Below are 18,949 nucleotides of genomic sequence, written 5' to 3' on the forward strand. Positions count from 1 at the left end.
TACGACCCCGGTTTGCGGGGTTCAAACGTAGAAGAACAAGATGATCCGCTTTATACAAGTAAGTCTGATGCGCGGCACCAAGCCGCTGTTGGAACAAGTCGATGTCACGCTGAACCCGGGCGACAAGATCGGCCTGATCGGCGCCAATGGCGCCGGCAAATCGAGCCTGTTCGCGATGATGCGCGGCGAGCTGCACCCGGACCAGGGCGAGATCGACTTCCCGGCCAAATGGCGCGTCGCTTACGTGGCGCAGGAAACGCCGCCGCTGGACCGCGCGGCGCTCGATTACGCCATCGACGGCGACGTCACCCTGCGCAAGCTGGAAGCGGAACTGGCGCGCCTGGAGTCGGAGCCCGAATCGTCCGACAACGGCATCGCCATCGGCGAGATCTACAGCGCGCTGGCCGACGCCGACGCCTACACCGTGCAGTCGCGCGGCGAGCAGTTGCTGCTCGGCCTGGGCTTCACGCTCGACCAGATGCAGCAGCCGGTGGCCAGCTTCTCCGGCGGCTGGCGCATGCGCCTGAATCTGGCGCAGGCGCTGATGTGCCCTTCCGACCTGCTGCTGCTCGATGAACCGACCAACCACCTGGATCTGGACGCGATCATCTGGCTCGAGGACTGGCTCAAACGCTACGCCGGCACCTTGCTGATCATCTCCCACGATCGCGACTTCCTCGACGAAGTGGTCAACGTGGTGGTGCACATCGACGAGCGCAAGCTGAAACGCTATTCGGGCAACTACTCGTCGTTCGAACGTCAGCGCGCGGCGCAGATGATCCTGGCCGCCGGCGCGCTGGAAAAGCAGCAACGCAAGCGCGCGCACCTGGAATCGTTCGTCAACCGTTTCAAGGCGCAGGCATCCAAGGCCCGCCAGGCGCAGAGCCGCATGAAGGCGCTGGCCAAGATGGAGGAACTGGCGCCGCTGCGCGCCGCCGCCGAATTCTCGTTCGAGTTCCGCGAGCCGCTGAGCGCTCCGAATCCGCTGCTGGTGATGGAGGACGTCGACGCCGGCTACAAGATCGAGAACGAGCAGACCGGCGAGATCACCCACAAGACCATCGTCAACAACATCAAGTTCTCGCTGCAGATCGGCCAGCGTATCGGCCTGCTGGGTGTGAACGGCGCCGGCAAGTCGACGCTGATCAAGACCATCGCCGGCGAGCTGGCGCCGCTGACCGGCGACGCCACCATCGGCAAGGGCTTGAACATCGGCTACTTCGCCCAGCACCAGGTGGAGATGCTGCGCCACGACGAATCGCCGCTGTGGCACCTGGCGAAGATCGCCCCAACCGTGCGCGAACAAGAACTGCGCAACTTCCTGGGCGGCTTCAACTTCCCCGGCACCATGGTCACCAGCTCGATCGCGCCGTTCTCCGGCGGCGAGAAGGCCCGCCTCGCGCTGGCGTTGATCGTCTGGCAGCGCCCCAACCTGCTGCTGCTCGATGAACCGACCAACCACCTGGATCTGGAAACGCGCGAGGCGCTTACCGAGGCGCTGGCGCAGTTCGAAGGCACACTGGTCGTGGTCTCCCACGATCGCCACCTGCTGCGCGCCACCACCGACGAATTCATCATAGTCGCCGACGGCAAGCTGCAGCCGTTCGACGGCGATCTGGACGACTACAAGGATTGGCTGTTCAAGACCAAGCTGGGGAAAGGCACCGACGTGCTGCCGGCCGCCGGCAAGGCCAACAAGACCGACTTCCCGGTGGTATCGCCGGTCGCCGCACCGGCGGCGGCCGCGCCGGTGGCCAGCAAGGACCAGAAGCGCCAGCAGGCCGAGGACCGTCAACGCCTGGCCGCGCTGCGCAAGCCGCTGGAGCAGAAGATCAAGCGCCTCGACGATCAAATCGCCAAGCGCAGCGCGCAGAAGGCGGATGTCGATGCCCAGTTGGGCGAGTCGTCGATCTACGAAGCGGCCAACAAGGCCAAGCTCAAACAGCTGCTGGCGGACCAGAGCTTCTTCACCAAGGACCTCGGCCAGCTGGAAGCGGAATGGCTGGAGCTGCAGGAGCAGCTCGAAGCGCTGGCCTGATCAAGCAGCCTGGCGGGCGCCGACCGGCACTTTGCGGATCGACATCAGCTTATCGATGTCGACCACGATCAGGCGGCGCCCCTCGACCTCTCCGAGGCCAAGCAGGTATTCCACAGCCGGCCCGCCGTTGGCGCCCGCGCCGGGGATCGGCAGCAGTTCGTCGAGCGTCAGCGAGACGATGTCGGTCACGCCGTCGACCACCATCCCCATCACGCAGCTCGACAGCTTGAGAATGATCACATCCGTCAGCGGGTCGTGCGCCGGCGGACGCGGTCCGAAAGCGATCCGCATGTCGACGATCGGCATGATCACGCCGCGCGACACCGCCACCCCGCTGATAATCTCGCCGTCCGAGGCGAAGCGTTCGAGTTCCTTCAGCGGCCGCAGCTCCTGCACCTTGCTGAAGTCCAGCGCGTAATCCAGGCCGCCGAGGCGGAACACCAGATATTGCTGCGCCCCGGCGTCGGGCGGGCGGGTGCCATTGTTGATGGCATTGGCGTTGAGGGCTTGCATCTTGGAGAGAATCATGATCATCCTTTCGTCTATTGACGTGCGGTAACAGGCATGAATCATCCTACCCGCGCACTTCTGGTGCGGGATTGATTGGCGTCAACGATCGCCCGGCGGCCCGCGCGCGTTTGCTACAATGAGACAATGAGTGCTATGGACTTAATCGATATGAACGACGTGGAGCTCAGTGCGATCCGCGCGCAGGGACCGGGGGGACAGAACGTCAACAAGGTCTCCAGCGCGGTGCATCTGCGTTTTAATATCGTAGCCTCTTCGCTGCCGGAGCATATCAAGGAGCGCCTGCTGGCCATGCGCGACAGCCGCATCACCAAGGACGGCGTGGTGGTGCTGAAGGCGCAGCAGTCGCGCAGCCAGGAGGCCAACAAGGAGGACGCCTTGCGGCGCCTGCGGGAGCTGGTCGACAGCATCGTGGTGCTGCCCGCCGTGCGGCGCGCCACCAAGCCGACACGCGGCTCCCAGCGCCGCAGGCTGGATGGAAAAACCAGGGATGGCGAGCGCAAACAGCTGCGCGGCAAAATCACCCTCTAGTCACGCCAGTGACGTCATCGCGACGCGCACGCATTGATGCGCGCCCAGCGCCAGCAGGCTGATAAAAAAGCAGCGCCGGAACACCGCCGCAGGCATGCGCCCGCGCAGCCACTGCCCCAGCACCATCCCCGCGCCCGCCGGCAACAGCGCCAGCACCGACCCGCCGGCGGCCGACGCCTGCCAGTTGCCCCGGCATGTCAACACCACCGCCAGCGCCAGCGTCGAGACGGTGAAGGCCAGTCCCAGCGCCTGCACCAGATCGTCCTTGTCCAGATTGAGCGCCTGCAGATAAGGAGCGACGGGCATGACGAAGACCCCGGTGACGCCCGCCAGCACGCCCGTGGCGGCGCCGGCCAGCGGCCCCGCCCACGGCTCCGCGCGCGGCGCCACGCGTCCGCGCCAGCCGCTCAATCCCAGCGCGCCGTAGCCGGCCAACGCCAGCCCGAGCACCAGCGAGGCCCACGCGCCGCCGGACGCGCCGGCGGAGACGAAGCCATCCTGCGGAGGCGCCGACAGCAGCCAGCCGCCCGCCGCCGTGCCCACGCACACCGCCGCCAGCATGGGCCGCAGGCGCAGCCACAGCGGATACAGCGCCGGCCCGGTGGCCAGCTGCCAGACGTTCGTCACAGCCGAAGGCACGATCAGCAGGGCCGCCGCTTCCAGTGGCGGCAGCGTCAGCGTCAGCAAGGCCATCGCCACCGTCGGCAAGCCCATTCCCGTTACGCCTTTCACCAGGCCGGCCAGCACAAAAACCAGTGCGATAAAAAGTGTCGATGTATCCATGGGAGCTATTCTGCACTCCGGGAGCCCGCCTGGGAATGTGGAATATACTTAGCCTGACTTCACATTTTCCGTAGGCTCAACCATGCGCTTCGACCTGATCGACCTCAAATTGTTCGTTCATATCGCCGAAAGCGGCAGCATCACGGCCGGCGCCAAGCTGGCGCACCTGTCGCTGCCGTCGGCCAGCGCCCGCATCCAGGGCATGGAGGAAGGACTGAACCTGGCGCTGCTCGAGCGCGGACGGCGCGGCGCCGAGCCCACCGAGGCGGGGCGCGCGCTGCTCCATCACGCCCGCGCCATCGCCCGCCAGCTGGACGACATGCGCGCCGACCTGGGGCGATTCGGCGCCGGCCTGAAACGGCAGGTACGCCTGCTTTGCAACACGTCCGCGATGACCGAGTTCCTGCCGGAGGCGCTGGCCGGTTTCCTCGCCAGCCATCCGCAATTGGGCATCGATCTGGAGGAGCGGCTCAGCCGCGATATCGTGCAGGCGGTCACCGACGGCGCGGCCGATATCGGCATCGTCACCGACGCGGTGGACAGCGCGGCGCTGCAAACCTTGCCGTTCCGCGACGATCCGCTGGTGCTGGTGATGGCGCGCAAACACCCGCTGGCGCAGCGCGTCGGCAAGCGGCGCGCCGTGCTGTTCGCCGATGCGCTGGATCAGGATTTCATCGGTTTGGCGGGCGATAGCGCTTTGCAGCGGTATGCGGCCGAACAGGCGGCGCGGTTGGGAAGGACGATGCATTGCAAGATCAGGTTGCGTAGCTTCGAGGCGGTTTGCCGCATGGTCGCCAGCGGTGCGGGGGTGGCGATCATGCCGGAGACGGCGGCGCGGCGCGGTGGCTGCGTGGAGGATTTGCGGGTGGTGGGGTTGAACGACGATTGGGCCGATCGCAAGCTGCTCATTTGTATGCGCGATCATGCGGCGCTGCCGGTTCATGTGCGGGAGTTGGTGGCGGCGTTGCGGCGGGGTTGATGCGTCGCGGGCTTGCCGGCATGGCGGATTACGCTGCGCTAATCCGCCCTACGTGATTCTAGAAAACGCTGCGTTATTCGGTTGGGGGCGCCCAGTCGATCGGGCCTTCGTGGCCGGAGAAGATTTTCGTCATGCCGGCGTCCGCGCCGCGCACCTTTGCCTTCAGTTCTTTCGGCGGGCGGTCGTATGGCGGCGGGCCGTCCGGCACGAAGCTCATCGTCCGCGCCAGCACGTCGCCGGTCAGCAGTTGCACGCTGCAGCGCGAGCCGTTCATCAGTGCGCGCTTCTCGCGCTCCACCTGCCTGACCTCTTCCTGCGCCTGCTCCTGCCGCACCTGCGCCGCCTTCATCGCCAGCGATATCCTGGCGACCGCGCGCAGCGACGGTCCCACCGTGGCCGCCATCTTTTGGAACAGGGGTTCCTGCTCCCGCGTCAGTATCACCTCGCGCTTGCGCACCCGGGTGGCCAGGTTCAGGTAATTGCGCACCTCCGGCTGGCCCGTGATGGCGTCCATCTCGGCCTTGTGCTGTTCGGCCTCGCGCAGCGCCTGCGCGATCTTCGGCCGCAGCTCGGCGATTTTTTTATCGAGCTTGGACAGGTCCGGCACCAGCGTGTACAGCAGCATCTCGCTTTGCTTGCGCGGGCCGGCGTGCGTGATCTCGATCCTGCGGGCGGCGATGGCGCAGCCCTCGGCCACCTTGATGATCACCTCGTCCGCCATGATTTCGCAGTTGCTCGCCTCGCCGATGACCACCCGCGTGCCGGAGATGATGCAGCTCTCCGCGCGCGCCAGCGCCACCTCGCCCCGCTTGGTCTGCAGCACCGCGCCGGAGGCCACGCCCTTGACCCGGATCGCGCCATCCGCGTTGACGGCCGTGCCGCCCATCAGATTGCGGCCCAGGACGATGTCGCCGCCGCGCGAGCTGATATTGCCGAACACGTTGCCGTGGATGGTGATGTTGCCGCCGTCGACGAAGCGCTGGTCCTGCACGTCGCCGAACTCCTCGTACTCGCCGGTCAGCTGCAGGTTGCCAGTGGTGCGCGCGCTCACGCCTTCGCGGCTGATGATTTTCGGGCCGATCGAGATGCGCTTGCTGCCCGCTTCGACGCTCAAAAAGCCTTCGACCGCCGACACCAGGTACTCGCCGTCGCGCAGGTTCTCGATCACCGTGCCGGCGCCGGCGACGGACGTCAGTTCGATATCGCGCGGCGCCGGCGGCTCCAGCACCGCGCCGGACAACTCGAAGCCGCGCACCCCGGGCGTGCTGGGCACCTTGCGCAGCAGCTTGACGTTGGGTTTGACCTGCGGGAAGCGGTTCTGGAAGGTCTGCATATCGAGCTTGCCGTCCGCCGTCTCGCGCGGCGCGTTGCTGCGGTGGATATCGCGCGATACTTCAACGATGGTAGCGTCGCGTCCCGGCACCGCGTTGAGCCGCCGCGCGACGATGATGCGCGCGACCCGTCCGGTGGCGATGACGTCGCGCACGGCCGGCGCGTCGATGCCGAAGCGTATGCCCTTGCCCCACATGTCGGCGACGAATTCGTCGAACTTGAGCCGCGCCGGTTGCGGCGGCAGGTCCGGCACCTCGAAGTACACCGGTTCGAAATAGTATTCGGCCTCGCCGCCGATCAGCTTGACGGTCTTGTACAAACCCCGGCGCACCGCGTGGAATGGCTCGATGCTGTCGGCGAAGCGCAGCAGCGGCTTGCCGGCCTGGCCGGGCGGCAGTTCGGGGCCGCAGTGGTACAGCACCCGGGTGAAGACGGCGTAATCGAGGCCGGCGAAGTAGGCGCCGCCGAGGAACAGCTGTCCCACCGCCGCCACGCACGACACCGCGTCCGCCGCGGCGTCGAAATAAATGCCATCATCGCGCTTGACGATCGCCGCGGACAGCCCGCCTGCCCCGTTGTGTTCCAGCGTCGTTGCGTCCTCTGACACGGCAATCCCCACGAAGATGTACGTCGGAGCCCGCGCCCCTTCACTTTTTTAATGTTGTTTGTAGATTAGCATGAACGCACATCATTGTGCGCGCGCGTTATGATGCGCCCAAACCGATGTGGCCGCTTAATCGGCCGGGGCGCGCCGCCTCGGGTCCAGGTGCCAGTCGAGCGATCCGGCGCTGTCGCAGAACAGCAGCTCGCCGCCGTTCGGCGTGCCGCGCAGGCGCTGCTTGATCTCCTTGGGCGGCAGCAGCGTCAACGCCACGCCGTCGGCCAGGAAGGGCATGGTGCGCACCGTGGTCTCGCCGCTGACCATATGCAGGCCGCAGCGCGCCACGCCGGCCGCCGCCACCTTCTGCTCGATCACCCGCGCCAGCCGGTCCTGCAGCAGTTTTTGCTGCGTCTGGGCGGCCTGGACCTCCTTCTTCAGCTGCTCGATGGCCTGGATCTCGGTCGCCACGGCGCCAGCGATCTTGCGCAGGAACTGGCCCTGCTCGGGCGTCAACGTCAGCTCCTGGGTGCGCAGCTTGACGGCCAGCGCCAGATAGCGGCGCACATCGGGCAGCGCGGCGATGCGCGCGGCCTCCTGCTCGCCGGCCAGGATGGTGCCGGCGAAATCGGCCAGGCGCGCATCGAGTTCGGCGATCTCCTCGTCGAAGCGCGCCACGTCGCGCACCAGCACATGGATCACCATCTCGGTGCGGCGGCGCGGACCGGCGCTTTCGATTTCCACGTTGCGTGCGGCCACCGCGCAGCCCTCCGCCACCGAGATCACCACCTCGTCGGCGACGATCTCGCAGTTGGACGCCTCCTCGATCCTGACGCTGCTGCCGGAGATGACGCAATTTTCGGCGCGCCCGATGGTGATGGCGCCGCCGCTGGTGTGGATCACCGAATTGGACGCCACGCCGGCGATGCTGATCGGGCCGAGCGCGTTTTGCACGCTGCCGCTGACCAGGTTCTGGTCCAGCACCACCACCCCGCCGCGCGAATGGATGTTGCCGTAGACGTTGCCGTGCACCGTGATGTCGCCGCCGGTGACGTCGCGCTGCTCCTGCACGTCGCCGTACTCCTCGTAGGCGCCGGCCAATTGCAGGTTGCCGGTGGTGCGCCCGCTCACCCCCTCCAGGCTGACGATCTTGTCGGTGATGGAGATGCGGTTGGACTTCGCGTCCACGCTCAGGAAGCCTTCGCGCGTGGACACCAGATATTCGCCATCGTCCAGCGTCTGCGCCTCGGTGCCGTCGCCGGCGTAAAAACGCAAGGTCAGGTCCTGCGGCTGCTCGGACGGCGTCAAGTGCCCGGCCAGGTCGAAGCCCGGCTGGCCCGGCACCGCCGGCACCTTCTTGAGCAGCCTGACATTGGCCTTAATCTGCGGGAAGCGGTTCTGAAAACTTTGCAGGTCGATGCGGCCGTCGGCGCGCGCCTTGGGCGCGTCGCTGCGGTGCAGGTCGGACGACACCTCCATCACGGTGGCGTTCCGCCCCGGCTCCGGTTCCAGATCGGTGGCGAAGGTGATGCGGTCCGGCTTGGTCGCCGCCATCGCCGACGCCACCGCCGCCACGTCGATACCGAACTGTATGCCCTTGCACCACATGTGGGCCACGAATTCGTCGAGGTCCAGGCGGGTCTGGCGCTCGGGGATCACGGTGCCGTCGGGGAGCACCTCCTCGTCCAGATACAGCGGCTCGAAATAGTATTCGGCGTAACCGCGGCCCATCTTGGGATTTTTGTACAGCGAGGCGCGCAGCGGGTCGAACAGGCGCACGTCGTCGCACAGCCGCACCGCCTGGGCCGGACCCAGGTCGGGGCCGACGCCGTACAGCGCCGCGATCAGCAGCGGATAGTTGAGGCCGGTTAGATAGAAGCCCGCGCGGAACACCTGGTTGACGGCGGCGACCAGCGCCGGCCGGGGCAGGCCCACATCGATATAAATGCCGTCGGTCTTCCGGACCAGGCCGATAGGCAGGCCGGCGTCGGCGGCGGGGGGCGCGCCCACGGGAAGGGGCGCCGCGGCGGCAACGTCTTGAACCACGATTTTCCTCCAGGCGTCACGCGGCCGAAGGGCATTGCGTGCAATTAACTAATATTACACGCGGAGAAAGAAAAAGAAAGCATTATCCGTGGTAAAAACTCTACACCCGTGATCTTATTGTTACAGATCAATAGTAAATTGACACGGATGGCCGGCTGCGGGGCCTAGCGGCGCGGCGGATTGGCGTAAATATCCTGGCCGACCTCGTTGATCTGGCGGCGCAGGTCGCGCCGCTCGTCCGGCGTCAGGCGGCCGACGCGGCGGTTGATCTCGGCGTTGCGGCTGGCCTCCTGCATGGCGCGGCGGTGCTCCTCGGCGCGCGCCTCGTAGCTGTTGCGCTGGTCGATCTGGCGCTGCTGGTCGGCCTGGCGCGGCTCGGCCTGGCGCTGGGGGTTTTGCTGCACGGCCTGCGGACGATTGTCGTCGCGGCGCGGCCCGTCGCCCGGCTCGGCATGGGCGTGCGCGGCCCCCATCACACCGCAGCACACCAATAGCGAACCCATGAAGGATCGAACGCAAAAAGATGCGCTTGCTGCCGCGTGTATTTTTTTGTGATCGATGAACATGATGTTCCTAAAAAGCTGAATCCGTGCTTGAAGTGTATGATGCTTTATCCGAGGGGGTAAGACCAATTGGGTAAAGTTTGTAACACTTTGTAATGGGTCGTCACAGACGTTTTCGCCAAGCGGATATGACGTTACCATAGCGACATCAATAATACAATTCTCATACAGCAAATGACTAGCACAACGACCGAATCCGGCAACAACTCCGCCAACCAGCACGGCCACCAGGCCAAGATCATGGTGGTGGACGACGACGTCCGTCTGCGCGATCTGCTGCGGCGCTACCTGACCGAGCAAGGCTTCAACGTCTTCACGGCCGAGAGCGCCACTGCCATGAACAAGCTGTGGCTGCGCGAGCGCTACGACCTGCTGGTGCTGGACCTGATGCTGCCCGGCGAGGACGGCCTGTCGATCTGCCGCCGGTTGCGCGGCGCCGGCGACCAGACGCCGATCATCATGCTCACCGCCAAAGGCGAGGACGTCGACCGCATCGTCGGCCTCGAAATGGGCGCCGACGACTACCTGCCCAAGCCGTTCAACCCGCGCGAGCTGGTGGCCCGCATCGGCGCGGTGCTGCGCCGCCGCGGTCCCGACGAGATTCCCGGCGCGCCGTCCGAAACGCCGCAGTCGTTCGAGTTCGGCCAGTTCGTGCTGGACCTGGGCACGCGCACGCTGAAGAAAAACGGCGAGACCGTGCCGCTGACCACCGGCGAATTTTCGGTACTAAAAGTATTCGCCCGCCACGCGCGCCAGCCGCTGTCGCGCGAAAAGCTGATGGAGCTGGCGCGCGGGCGCGAGTACGAGGTGTTCGACCGCAGCCTGGACGTGCAGATCTCGCGCCTGCGCAAACTGATCGAACCGGATCCATCGAGCCCGCTGTACATCCAGACCGTCTGGGGCCTGGGCTATGTGTTCATTCCGGAGGGGCAGCCGCGCTAGCGCGCGAAGATGCGCATGAAGTCTCCTTTGAAGTTCCGTTACGCTTTTCGGCTGGCCAGCATGAAAAGCGGCCTTTTCTGGCGCACCTTCTTCCTGCTGGGCGCCTTGACGACGACCAGCATGACCGCGTGGGTCGGCATGATCAGCGTGGTGCAGCACGAGCCGCAGGTGCAGCAGATCTCCGCGCAGGTGATCTCGGTCGTCACCATCACCCACGCCGCCCTCACCCACTCGGCGCCCGAACTGCGGCGCGAGCTGCTGTTCGACCTGGTGTCGAACGAGGGTATCCGCGTGTTCCCGCTGGAGGAGGACGACAAGGTCGAACCGCCGCCGAACAACGCGCTGATGCCCGACATCCAGAAGCTGGTCAAGGCCAAGCTGGGCGCCGACACGCGCTTCTCGGCCAAGGTCAATGGCGTGTCGGGCTTCTGGGTCAGCTTCAAGATCGACGACGACCAGTACTGGCTGATGCTCGAACGGGAACGCATCCGCGGCCTGACCGGTATCCAGTGGCTGGGCTGGGCCAGCGTGGTGTCGGTGGTGTCGCTGCTCGGCGCGGCCTTCATCTCCAGCCTGATCAACCTGCCGCTGCGGCGCCTGACCAAGGCCACTCGCGCCTTCGCCCAGGGCAAGCGGCCGGACCCGCTGCCCGAGAGCGGCCCGGCCGAGATCATGGAGGCCAACCGCAGCTTCAACCAGATGGTCGACCAGCTGCAGCAGGTCGAATCGGACCGCGCCGTGATCCTGGCCGGCATCTCGCACGACCTGCGCACGCCGCTGGCGCGCATGCAGCTCGAAGTGGAAATGGCCAACCTGTCGAACGAGGCGCGCGAAGGCATCCAGTCCGACATCGGCCAAATGGACGCCATCATCGGCCAGTTCCTCGACTACGCCAAACCGACCGAGGCGTCGAGCTTCACCGACGTCGACGTCAGCGAGCTGCTGACCGACAGCGCCCACGAGGCGGAGCGCATCCCGGACGTGCGCGTGACCTGCGACATCGCCGACGGCGCCCACGTGATGGGCAACGCGACCGACCTCAAACGGGTGATCAACAACCTGGTGGAAAACGCCCGCCGCTACGGCAGGACGCCGGGCTCCGACCTGACCGAGATCGACATCCAGTGCGCCGTCAAAGGCGCGGGCGCGTCGCGGCGCGTGACGATCGCGGTGCAGGACCACGGCTGCGGCGTGCCGGACGACCAGATCGAACAACTGCTCAAGCCCTTCACGCGGCTCGACGCCGCGCGCGGCCAGGCCAACGGCGCCGGCCTGGGACTGGCCATCGTCGACCGCGTGCTGCTGCGCCACGGCGCGGAACTCGACGTCAGCAACCGCGAAGGCGGCGGCCTGCGGATCCAGATCGCGATGAAGGCCGTGTGATGGCGCGGCCGATGTGTCATGGCTTGCTGATCGCGGCGCTGGCGGCGCTGACGGCCGGCGCGGCGGCGGCGCCGGCGAAGGCCGCCGACAACAAGGCGGCGCCGCGCCTCGAACAGCGCGCGCCGACAGCCGAGGAGCGCGACTCCTTCGACGAATTTTTCCGCGCCCGCAACGCCGCGCAACCGCACCGGCCGTGGGGCGCCGCGCCGCTGTTCGCGCCCGCGTTCGAGATCGAACGCCAGCGCGGCCAGCCATGGCGGGTGGTGGCGCGGGTCGATTCGGCGCCGCGCCGCTCGGCGCCGGACCTATGCCGGCAAATCCGCTCCAGTTTTGTTTACGACGCGGCCAAGCCCAAGGGCGAACGCTGGGGCGACTCGGCCGAGGCGCCGCAATGGTATGTGTGGCTGGCGCAAGCGAACGTCCCCTGCCAGGCGGCCAGATATACGGTATTGATGGACCCGGCCGTACCGCCGGCCGACGCGGTGGCCTTGCTGTGGCAGCATCGCGAGCTGCTGAACCGCGCGCGCCTGCTATTCGCCGGCAACTCGCAATGCGCGCGGCAACGCGCCCTGACCTTCCGGCTGGCGGCGCTGAAACCGGCGGCCGCGACGGCGGGCGCCCCGGTGATGTTCGGGATGGTGTTTGAAAGCGACCGCGACACGACCGCCACGGTCGACGTGCGCAAGCACCGTGGCGAGTACGTGGCGTGGAACGTCAGTTGCTCCGGTTGATCGGGTGCTCGCGCGATTCCAGCAGCTTGGTTAGCAGCAACTCGGTCGAACCGTAGCCGTACAGCGAATCGGCCTCCAGTCCGGGCGTATCGTACGGCACCGATTCTTCCCGCTCGGAACGACTCGGGTCGGTGTCGGAATAGGTCACGCGCCAGGCACGCTTGAGCGCGTCGGCGCGGCGCAGGAACTGCGGCATCGGCCACAGCGCGGGATTCCAGTCGACGGCCTCGCCCAGCACCCGCCAATGGCCGCTGGCCAGCGCCATGTCCCCCACGCGCAACACCTTGACGGCGTCCTGCGGCTGCAGCGTATGGAGCTCCTCGATCGACGGCAACCTGTCGAGCTTGGGACCGAACAAATAGGCCAGCATGATCTTGCTGCCCGGCGACAAGCGCGCCACCAGGCCCCAGCCGTAGCCACCATCGAGCAACGGCACCGCAAACCAGCTACCTTCATGATACGACTGCCTCATTCCACTCCTTTCGCTAGCACGAACCAGCAAAGTGGCGCCGAAATGCACTGACGGACAGGACATACGACCGCCTCCACATATGCTGTGACTGCTTCGTTGGCGCCGTGCGGCGCAAACCCGAAGTGTATCGGCGCGGCGCAAAACGCGTCGCACGCCATCCCGCCCGCGCGCGGCGCGCCACCCGCTTGTGATACACTGGCGGCTCGCTAGGGGTCCTGGGCATTTTTGTTCCGGGTGAGAGATACCCTTCGTACCTGATCTGGATAATGCCAGCGAAGGAAAGCGCAAAGTAGTTCTCCCTTCTTTGATGGCTCTCTTCGCGGCTTCCAGCCGAGAACAAGTAGAGAGCAGACATGTCCACACCCAATTTCGCCGTTTCCGTCATCGCCCTGGCGGTGTTCCACGCATTTTCCGGCGCCGCCATGGCCGCCACCGCCGATACCGCCGTCGAGGCCGCCACCGAGCAGGCCATGCCGGAAGTCATCGTCAGCGCCACCAAGGCGCGCGCCAACACCGCCTCGATTGCCGGCTTCGGCAACGTCCCGCTGCTGGAAACGCCGGCCTCGGTCAGCGTGCTGACATCGCAGCAGATGCAGGACCTGCAAATCCGCTCGACCACCGACGCCGCCAAGTTCGACGCCAGCCTGAGCGACTCGTACAACGCGGTCGGCTACGCGGAGCAGTTCTCGATCCGCGGCTTCAAGCTCGATAATGCGTCGAGCTACCGCAAGGACGGCATGGCCATCCCGGGCGACACCCAGATCCCGCTGGAGAACAAGGAGCGCCTGGAGGTGCTCAAGGGCCTGTCCGGGCTGCAGGCGGGCGTCTCGGCGCCGGGCGGCATCGTCAACTACGTCACCAAGCGCCCCACCGACACGCCGCTGCGCACCGTGGTGCTGGAGGCGCGCGAGCGCGGCACCCTGTACGGCGCCGTCGATGTCGGCGGCCGTTTCGAGGACAACCGCTTCGGCTACCGCGTCAACGTCGCCGGCGAGCGCCTGCGCTCCTATATCAAGGGCGCGGACGGCAACCGCAAGTTCGTCTCGGCCGCCTTCGACTGGCAAATCTCGCCGCAGGCGCTGCTGCAAATCGACGCCGACTACCAGAAAAAATCCCAGTTGACGGCGCCCGGCTTCCAGCTGCTGAACAACACGACCTTGCCGGTGGTCGATCCGGACACGATGCTTAACGACCAGCCGTGGAGCCGGCCGGTGGAAACGACCACCAGCAACGTCGGCGCGCGCTTCGAATACAAGTTCTCGCCCGACTGGAACGCCACGGTCAGCGCCAACCAGCACAATTTCAAGCGCGACGACTACACCGCCTTCCCTTACGGCTGCGATGAACAGAAACTGGCGCCGGGTTACTGCGGCAACGGCGATTACGACGTCTACAACTACATCAGCGAGGGCGAGAAGAAGTCGCCGCTGACGGTGCAGGCGCTGGTGCAGGGCCGTTTCGCCACCGGCTCCTTCGCGCATGACTTCACCGGCGGTGCCTCGTTCTACAAGAACAGCGAAAAATGGGGCGACTACCTGTACGACTACTCGGGCGTCAGCAACATCTACCACCCGGTCGTGGTCGCGCCGGCGCCGGGCACCAGCGGGCCGGTCTCCGAACGTCGCCACACCAATGAACGGGCGCTGTTCGCGCAGGATATCGTCAGCCTGAACGCGCAGCTCAAGCTGCACGCGGGCGCGCGCTACGTGCAGGTCAAGCGCAGCGAATACGTCGGCTTCAACGACGCCGGCGATCTGCTGCCGGATGCGCACACCGATGTCGGCTTCTGGCTGCCGAACGTGGCGCTGGTCTACAGCGTGCGTCCCAACGTCTCGCTCTACGCCTCGTACGCGCAAGGCCTGGAGCATGGCGGCATCGCACCGATACAGACCGCGAACGAAGGCCGCGCGCTAACGCCGTCCAAATCCAAGCAGGTGGAAGTGGGCGTCAAGGCCGATATCCACCCGGACCTGAGCGCCACCGTGGCCTTGTTCGAGATCCGCAAAGGGCTGGAGTACACCGACGCGCAGAATGTCTTCGTGCGTAATGGCGAAGCGCAGAACCGCGGGTTGGAAATGGCGCTGAACGGTCGTGCCACGCGCGACTTGACAGTGGGCGTTTCGGCCACCGCGTTGAACACCAGGCAAAGCGACACCGGCCAGGCCAGCCTCGACGGCAAGCGCGTCACCAACGTCGCCGCGTTCAAATCGTCGGTGTATGCGGAGTATGCGGTGCCGCAGGTGGAGGGTTTGAAGCTGAACGCCAACTGGCAGTACTCGGGCAAGAAGGCGTTCGATCCGGAGAACACGGTGTTCGTGCCGAGCTACCATGTGCTCAATCTGGGCGCTTCGTATGCGACGCGCATCGCGGGCGTGTCGACGACGCTGCGCGCCAGCGTGAACAACGCGCTGGACAAGTTCTACTGGCGCGACGTCACGCAGGATCTGGGCGGATATTTGATGCCGGGCGCTTCGCGCACCTTCCGCGTGTCGGCGCAGTTCGACCTGTAAGGCCACGCTTGGAAACACGTAGGGCGGATTAGCGAAGCGTAATCCGCCAATGCACGCGCCGTCGACGGCCCATGCATTGGCGGATTACGGCGTTCCGCCTAATCCGCCCTACGTGTTTCCGTGGCCCGCACGCATTTCATTTACGCGCGGCGCATCAATCACACGCCCGTGGCCAGCAAGCGCTCCACCTGCGCCAGCCGCTGCTCCAAATCGCCCGACACCAGCACATACGGAATCGCGCGCGCCGACAGCTCCTCCATCAACAAGCGGTTGATGGTGACGCTGACCTGCTCGCACTCCCTCTGCAAGCCGTCCGCCACCCACGGGATATCCGGCGCGGTCACCAGGGTCAGCGCATAGTCGCCCACGTGCGTATCGGCTAGCCGCGCCAACTGATCATCCACGCCACCAAAATAATGGCGGCTATACACCGCCGTCATCAACGGCGCCGTATCGCAAAACAGATACCCGTCCGCCGCCTGCGCCGCCACGTCCTCGCGCCCGCGCTGCGTGGCGGCGATATGGAATTGGTCCCCCGCCACCGGCACCCTGCCCCGGACATCGACAAACTCGCGCAGATACTCCGGCACCCACAGCGTCCCGTAACGCCGGGCCAGCGCGGCCGCCAGCGTGGTCTTGCCGGAGGACGCCGCCCCCAGTATCGCCACGCGCGGCGGCAACGCGGCCGCTGTCATTCCAGCACCAGCCGGCGATCGCCGGTGTCGTCCCCGCCCGGGCCCATGCCCGCCGCCTGCTGCCACGCGCGCAGGCCAACCACCGCCATGCCGACGAACACCGCGTACAGCACCGCCGTCAGTATCAAATGCTTGTGCAGATACAGGCCGACATACAACACGTCGACAATGATCCAGACATGCCAGTTCTCGATCTTTTTACGCGACAGCAGCAGCTGTCCGACCAGGCTGCCGGCGGTCAGGAAACCATCGGAGCGCGGCACGTCGGTGTCGGTATAGGACTTGAGGAACCACGCCAGCAGCACGAAGCCGGCCAGCCAGGCCACGGCGGCGATCCAGCGTCCGCGCGCGTCGAGCGCGGTCACCGGCAGCCGCTCGTGACTGTCGTCGCCGTGCAGCCACTGGTACCAGCCGTAAATCGAGACGCTGATGAACACCAGTTGCAGCCCCATGTCGCCGTACAGCCGCGAACCGAAGAACACCAACCCGTACGTGGCCGACGATATGATGGCGAACAGCCAGGCCCAATGACTCTGGCGGATGTTGAGCCACACGGTGGCCACCGACAAAATGAACGACACCAGTTCCAACGGGGTCGTGGCGAATCCCGCCAGGTGCAGCGGCAAATTCAGGTACCCCAACAGAACTGACAATTCGTGCATTATTTTTTCGCCGGATATTTGATGGTCATCTCTTTGAGCACGTTGTCGGCGTGATCGACTTCGCTCATCACCCACAGCATATACCGGATATCGAGATGGATAGCGCGGGTGATGGCGGGATCGAAGTACCAATCCTTGGTGATCGACTCGTAGGTCGAATCGAAGTTCAGCCCGATCAGCTCGCCCCTGCGGTTCATCACCGCCGAACCGGAATTGCCGCCGGTGGTATCGGCGCTGCTCAGGAAGTCGACCGGCACGGTGCCGAGGACGTCGTCCTTGAACCGTCCGTAGCGCTTGGCCTTGATCGCCTCGAGCTCCCTGGCCGGCGCGTCGAACGGCTCTTTGCCGGTGTGCTTTTCAACGATGCCGTCGACGGTGGTGAACGGCCCCTTGCTGATGCCGTCGCGCGGCGAGTACGGCGCCACGGTGCCGTAGGTCACACGCAGCGTGCCGTTCGCGTCCGGATACACCGGCTTGCCCTGCGATTTCTTCCACGCGATGACGGCCTCCATATAGCGCGGGATCACGCGCTCCAGATTGCCGTCCAGCTCTTTGCGGCGTTCCTTGAGCGATTGCCCGACGGCGTCCAGCTTGACCGCCAGCTTGAGGAAGGCGTCATCCGATGCCTTGACGGCGGCGGCGTCCTTGCCGATCCAGGCCAGCCGGGCGGCGGTGTCGCCCAGCTGCGTTTGCGCGTACATCGCGGTCGCCGCCTCGGGCGCCGGCAGCAGCGCGTCCAGGCCCGCCACGTGCATCGACGTCGGCAGTTTGGCGTAACGCCGCAGCGACGCCGCGAACCGCGCCTGGTCCACGGCGGCCACGTACGACTGCTCCAGGCGGGTCAGGCGGGCCTTGATGAAGGAGGCGTCGCGCTGCTGATAGCCGGTTTCACGTTCGGCGTCCGGCTTGGCGCCTTCCAGCGCCAGGCGGTACAGGGTGGTGGCGCTTTTCAGCAGCTCGCCGGTGGTGGCCACGCTGTAGCCGAATTCCTCGTCGCCCAGGGCGATGTCGGCGCCAATCACGGCGTCGAGTTCCGCCAGCAGCGTTTTCGACACGCCCGGCTGGGCGCCGTACCAGGCGCGGAATACGGCGTCCTGCGCATCCTTGACGGCGGCGATGTCCTTGCGCGCGAAGCCGTCCATCAGCCCCTGCGATTTTTTCATCACGTTGTTCAGGCCCTTGACGACGCTGGCATAGCGCACTTGCGCAGCCTCGCTGCCCTTGGTGGCGGCGGCGATGACGTCGAGATCGGCCTGGATTTCGGCCACGCGGGCCGGATAGCCGACGTCGCGCGCGGCGCGGATTTCCGACGGCAGCTTGTAGCGGCTGGTGCGGCCCGGATAGCCGGCCAGCAGCACCGGATCGCCGTTCCTCAGCCCCTCGGCCGACAGCACCAGGAAGTCCCTGGAATGGTAAGGCACGTTGTCCGGCGACGGATCGGCGGGACGGCCATCCTTGCCCACGTAGGCGCGCAGGAAGGAAAAGTCGCCGGTGTGGCGCGGCCACTCGTAGTTGTCGATGTCGCCGCCGTAGTTGCCGATCATGTCCGGCGGCGCGTACACCAGGCGCACGTCGCGTATCATCATCTGGCGGATGCGGTAGTATTCCAGCCCGCGATGGAAGGCAGGCACCGAGCAGCGGTAACCCTTGTCGCTCTCGCATTCGGCGATCAGCGCCTTGACCGCTTTTTCAACCGCGTCGTTGCGCTGCCTGCCGCTCATCGTCGCGGTCACGCCTTTGAGCACGCGGGCGGTGACGTTTTCCACCTTGTCGGTGACGTACACCAGCGCGTTGGGGCCGCCGGGCAGCTCCTGCGCGCGGGTCTTGGCCAAGAAGCCGTCCACGATGTAATTGTGCTCGGGGGTCGAGTTGCGCTGGATGGCACCATAGGCGCAATGGTGGTTGGTGACCACCAGGCCGGCGTCGGACACGAACGACGCCGAGCAGCCGGGCAGCGCGACAATGGCGCTCATTGGATGTTTCGACAGGTCGGCCAGCTTTTCGGCCGGGATGGTGATGCCTATGCGTTGTAGTTCGGATTTCAGCTGCGGCAATTGGTATGGCTGCCACTGCCCTTCGTCGGCGTGAGCCGCCGCCGCGCCGAGGATAGCGGCCGGCAGCACTAGATATTTTAACAAGATAAATGCCCCTGGTTG

Annotated in this window: 16 protein-coding genes and 1 riboswitch; of the genes, 7 read left to right on the forward strand and 9 right to left on the reverse strand. The window is 65.9% G+C overall.

The genetic code is table 11. The features are described from left to right. Positions 1–40: 40 nt before the first annotated feature. Positions 41–2,038, forward strand: a complete 1,998-nt coding sequence (locus tag JOD97_RS08955; RefSeq protein WP_209715442.1) for an ATP-binding cassette domain-containing protein — start codon at positions 41–43, stop codon at positions 2,036–2,038. Here JOD97_RS08955 and JOD97_RS08960 read toward each other — a convergent pair whose 3' ends face one another. Continuing rightward, complete coding sequence (locus tag JOD97_RS08960) at positions 2,039–2,551, reverse strand: chemotaxis protein CheW (RefSeq protein WP_373999830.1); 513 nt, start codon at positions 2,549–2,551, stop codon at positions 2,039–2,041. It lies immediately after the preceding gene. Positions 2,552–2,701: 150 nt separating this feature from the next. Between JOD97_RS08960 and arfB the strand changes: the two genes are divergently transcribed. After that, a complete protein-coding gene (gene arfB / locus JOD97_RS08965) occupies positions 2,702–3,097 on the forward strand; it encodes an alternative ribosome rescue aminoacyl-tRNA hydrolase ArfB (RefSeq protein ID WP_209715448.1) in 396 nt (131 codons plus the stop codon). Here arfB and JOD97_RS08970 read toward each other — a convergent pair whose 3' ends face one another. Beyond that, positions 3,098–3,880: a sulfite exporter TauE/SafE family protein gene (locus JOD97_RS08970; protein ID WP_209715451.1), complete on the reverse strand. Its 783-nt coding sequence runs from the start codon at positions 3,878–3,880 to the stop codon at positions 3,098–3,100. It abuts the gene before it with no gap. A gap of 82 nt (positions 3,881–3,962) precedes the next feature. On the opposite strand from JOD97_RS08970, the gene JOD97_RS08975 reads away from it, so the two are divergent. Beyond that, positions 3,963–4,859, forward strand: a complete 897-nt coding sequence (locus tag JOD97_RS08975; RefSeq protein WP_209715454.1) for a LysR substrate-binding domain-containing protein — start codon at positions 3,963–3,965, stop codon at positions 4,857–4,859. A gap of 73 nt (positions 4,860–4,932) precedes the next feature. Here the strand turns inward: JOD97_RS08975 and JOD97_RS08980 are convergent, their stop codons facing one another. From JOD97_RS08980 to JOD97_RS08990, 3 genes are all read right to left on the reverse strand, one after another. Beyond that, on the reverse strand, positions 4,933–6,798 hold the full coding sequence (locus JOD97_RS08980) for a flagellar assembly protein A (RefSeq protein ID WP_373999816.1): 1,866 nt from the start codon (positions 6,796–6,798) through the stop codon (positions 4,933–4,935). A 126-nt stretch (positions 6,799–6,924) separates the two neighbouring features. Further along, positions 6,925–8,835, reverse strand: coding sequence for a flagellar assembly protein A (locus JOD97_RS08985; protein ID WP_373999817.1), 1,911 nt, complete (start codon positions 8,833–8,835; stop codon positions 6,925–6,927). Positions 8,836–8,999: 164 nt separating this feature from the next. Continuing rightward, the gene (locus JOD97_RS08990; protein WP_229264240.1) at positions 9,000–9,338 is read right to left on the reverse strand and encodes a hypothetical protein; all 339 of its coding nucleotides are present in this window, start codon (positions 9,336–9,338) and stop codon (positions 9,000–9,002) included. A gap of 234 nt (positions 9,339–9,572) precedes the next feature. Between JOD97_RS08990 and ompR the strand changes: the two genes are divergently transcribed. From ompR to JOD97_RS09005, 3 genes are read left to right on the forward strand one after another with little or no spacing between them, the layout of a single operon-like run. Next, a complete protein-coding gene (gene ompR / locus JOD97_RS08995) occupies positions 9,573–10,340 on the forward strand; it encodes a two-component system response regulator OmpR (RefSeq protein ID WP_090314399.1) in 768 nt (255 codons plus the stop codon). Between the two features lie 15 nt (positions 10,341–10,355). Further along, positions 10,356–11,723, forward strand: coding sequence for an ATP-binding protein (locus JOD97_RS09000; RefSeq protein WP_209715459.1), 1,368 nt, complete (start codon positions 10,356–10,358; stop codon positions 11,721–11,723). Then, positions 11,723–12,454 (forward strand): hypothetical protein, encoded by a 732-nt coding sequence (locus JOD97_RS09005; protein ID WP_229264241.1) that lies wholly within the window; start codon positions 11,723–11,725, stop codon positions 12,452–12,454. The genes JOD97_RS09000 and JOD97_RS09005 overlap by 1 nt, the downstream gene beginning before the upstream one ends. Here the strand turns inward: JOD97_RS09005 and JOD97_RS09010 are convergent. Next, a complete protein-coding gene (locus JOD97_RS09010; protein WP_209715463.1) occupies positions 12,438–12,926 on the reverse strand; it encodes an Imm26 family immunity protein in 489 nt (162 codons plus the stop codon). The genes JOD97_RS09005 and JOD97_RS09010 overlap by 17 nt on opposite strands. Before the next feature lie 198 nt (positions 12,927–13,124). Then, a riboswitch (TPP riboswitch) is annotated at positions 13,125–13,224 on the forward strand. Between the two features lie 55 nt (positions 13,225–13,279). Between JOD97_RS09010 and JOD97_RS09015 the strand changes: the two genes are divergently transcribed. Then, positions 13,280–15,436 (forward strand): TonB-dependent siderophore receptor, encoded by a 2,157-nt coding sequence (locus tag JOD97_RS09015; protein ID WP_209715466.1) that lies wholly within the window; start codon positions 13,280–13,282, stop codon positions 15,434–15,436. Positions 15,437–15,594: 158 nt separating this feature from the next. On the opposite strand, the gene JOD97_RS09020 is transcribed toward JOD97_RS09015, so the two are convergent. From JOD97_RS09020 to JOD97_RS09030, 3 genes are read right to left on the reverse strand one after another with little or no spacing between them, the layout of a single operon-like run. After that, on the reverse strand, positions 15,595–16,131 hold the full coding sequence (locus tag JOD97_RS09020; protein ID WP_209715468.1) for an AAA family ATPase: 537 nt from the start codon (positions 16,129–16,131) through the stop codon (positions 15,595–15,597). Then, complete coding sequence (pnuC, locus tag JOD97_RS09025; RefSeq protein ID WP_209715471.1) at positions 16,128–16,793, reverse strand: nicotinamide riboside transporter PnuC; 666 nt, start codon at positions 16,791–16,793, stop codon at positions 16,128–16,130. The genes JOD97_RS09020 and pnuC overlap by 4 nt, the downstream gene beginning before the upstream one ends. Continuing rightward, entirely contained in the window at positions 16,793–18,931 is a 2,139-nt protein-coding gene (locus JOD97_RS09030) for a S46 family peptidase (protein ID WP_209715475.1), read from the reverse strand. Before JOD97_RS09030 ends, pnuC begins: the two co-directional genes overlap by 1 nt. Positions 18,932–18,949 lie beyond the last annotated feature (18 nt).

The organism is Duganella sp. 1411 (assembly GCF_017833525.1).
Lineage (GTDB): Bacteria > Pseudomonadota > Gammaproteobacteria > Burkholderiales > Burkholderiaceae_D > Rugamonas.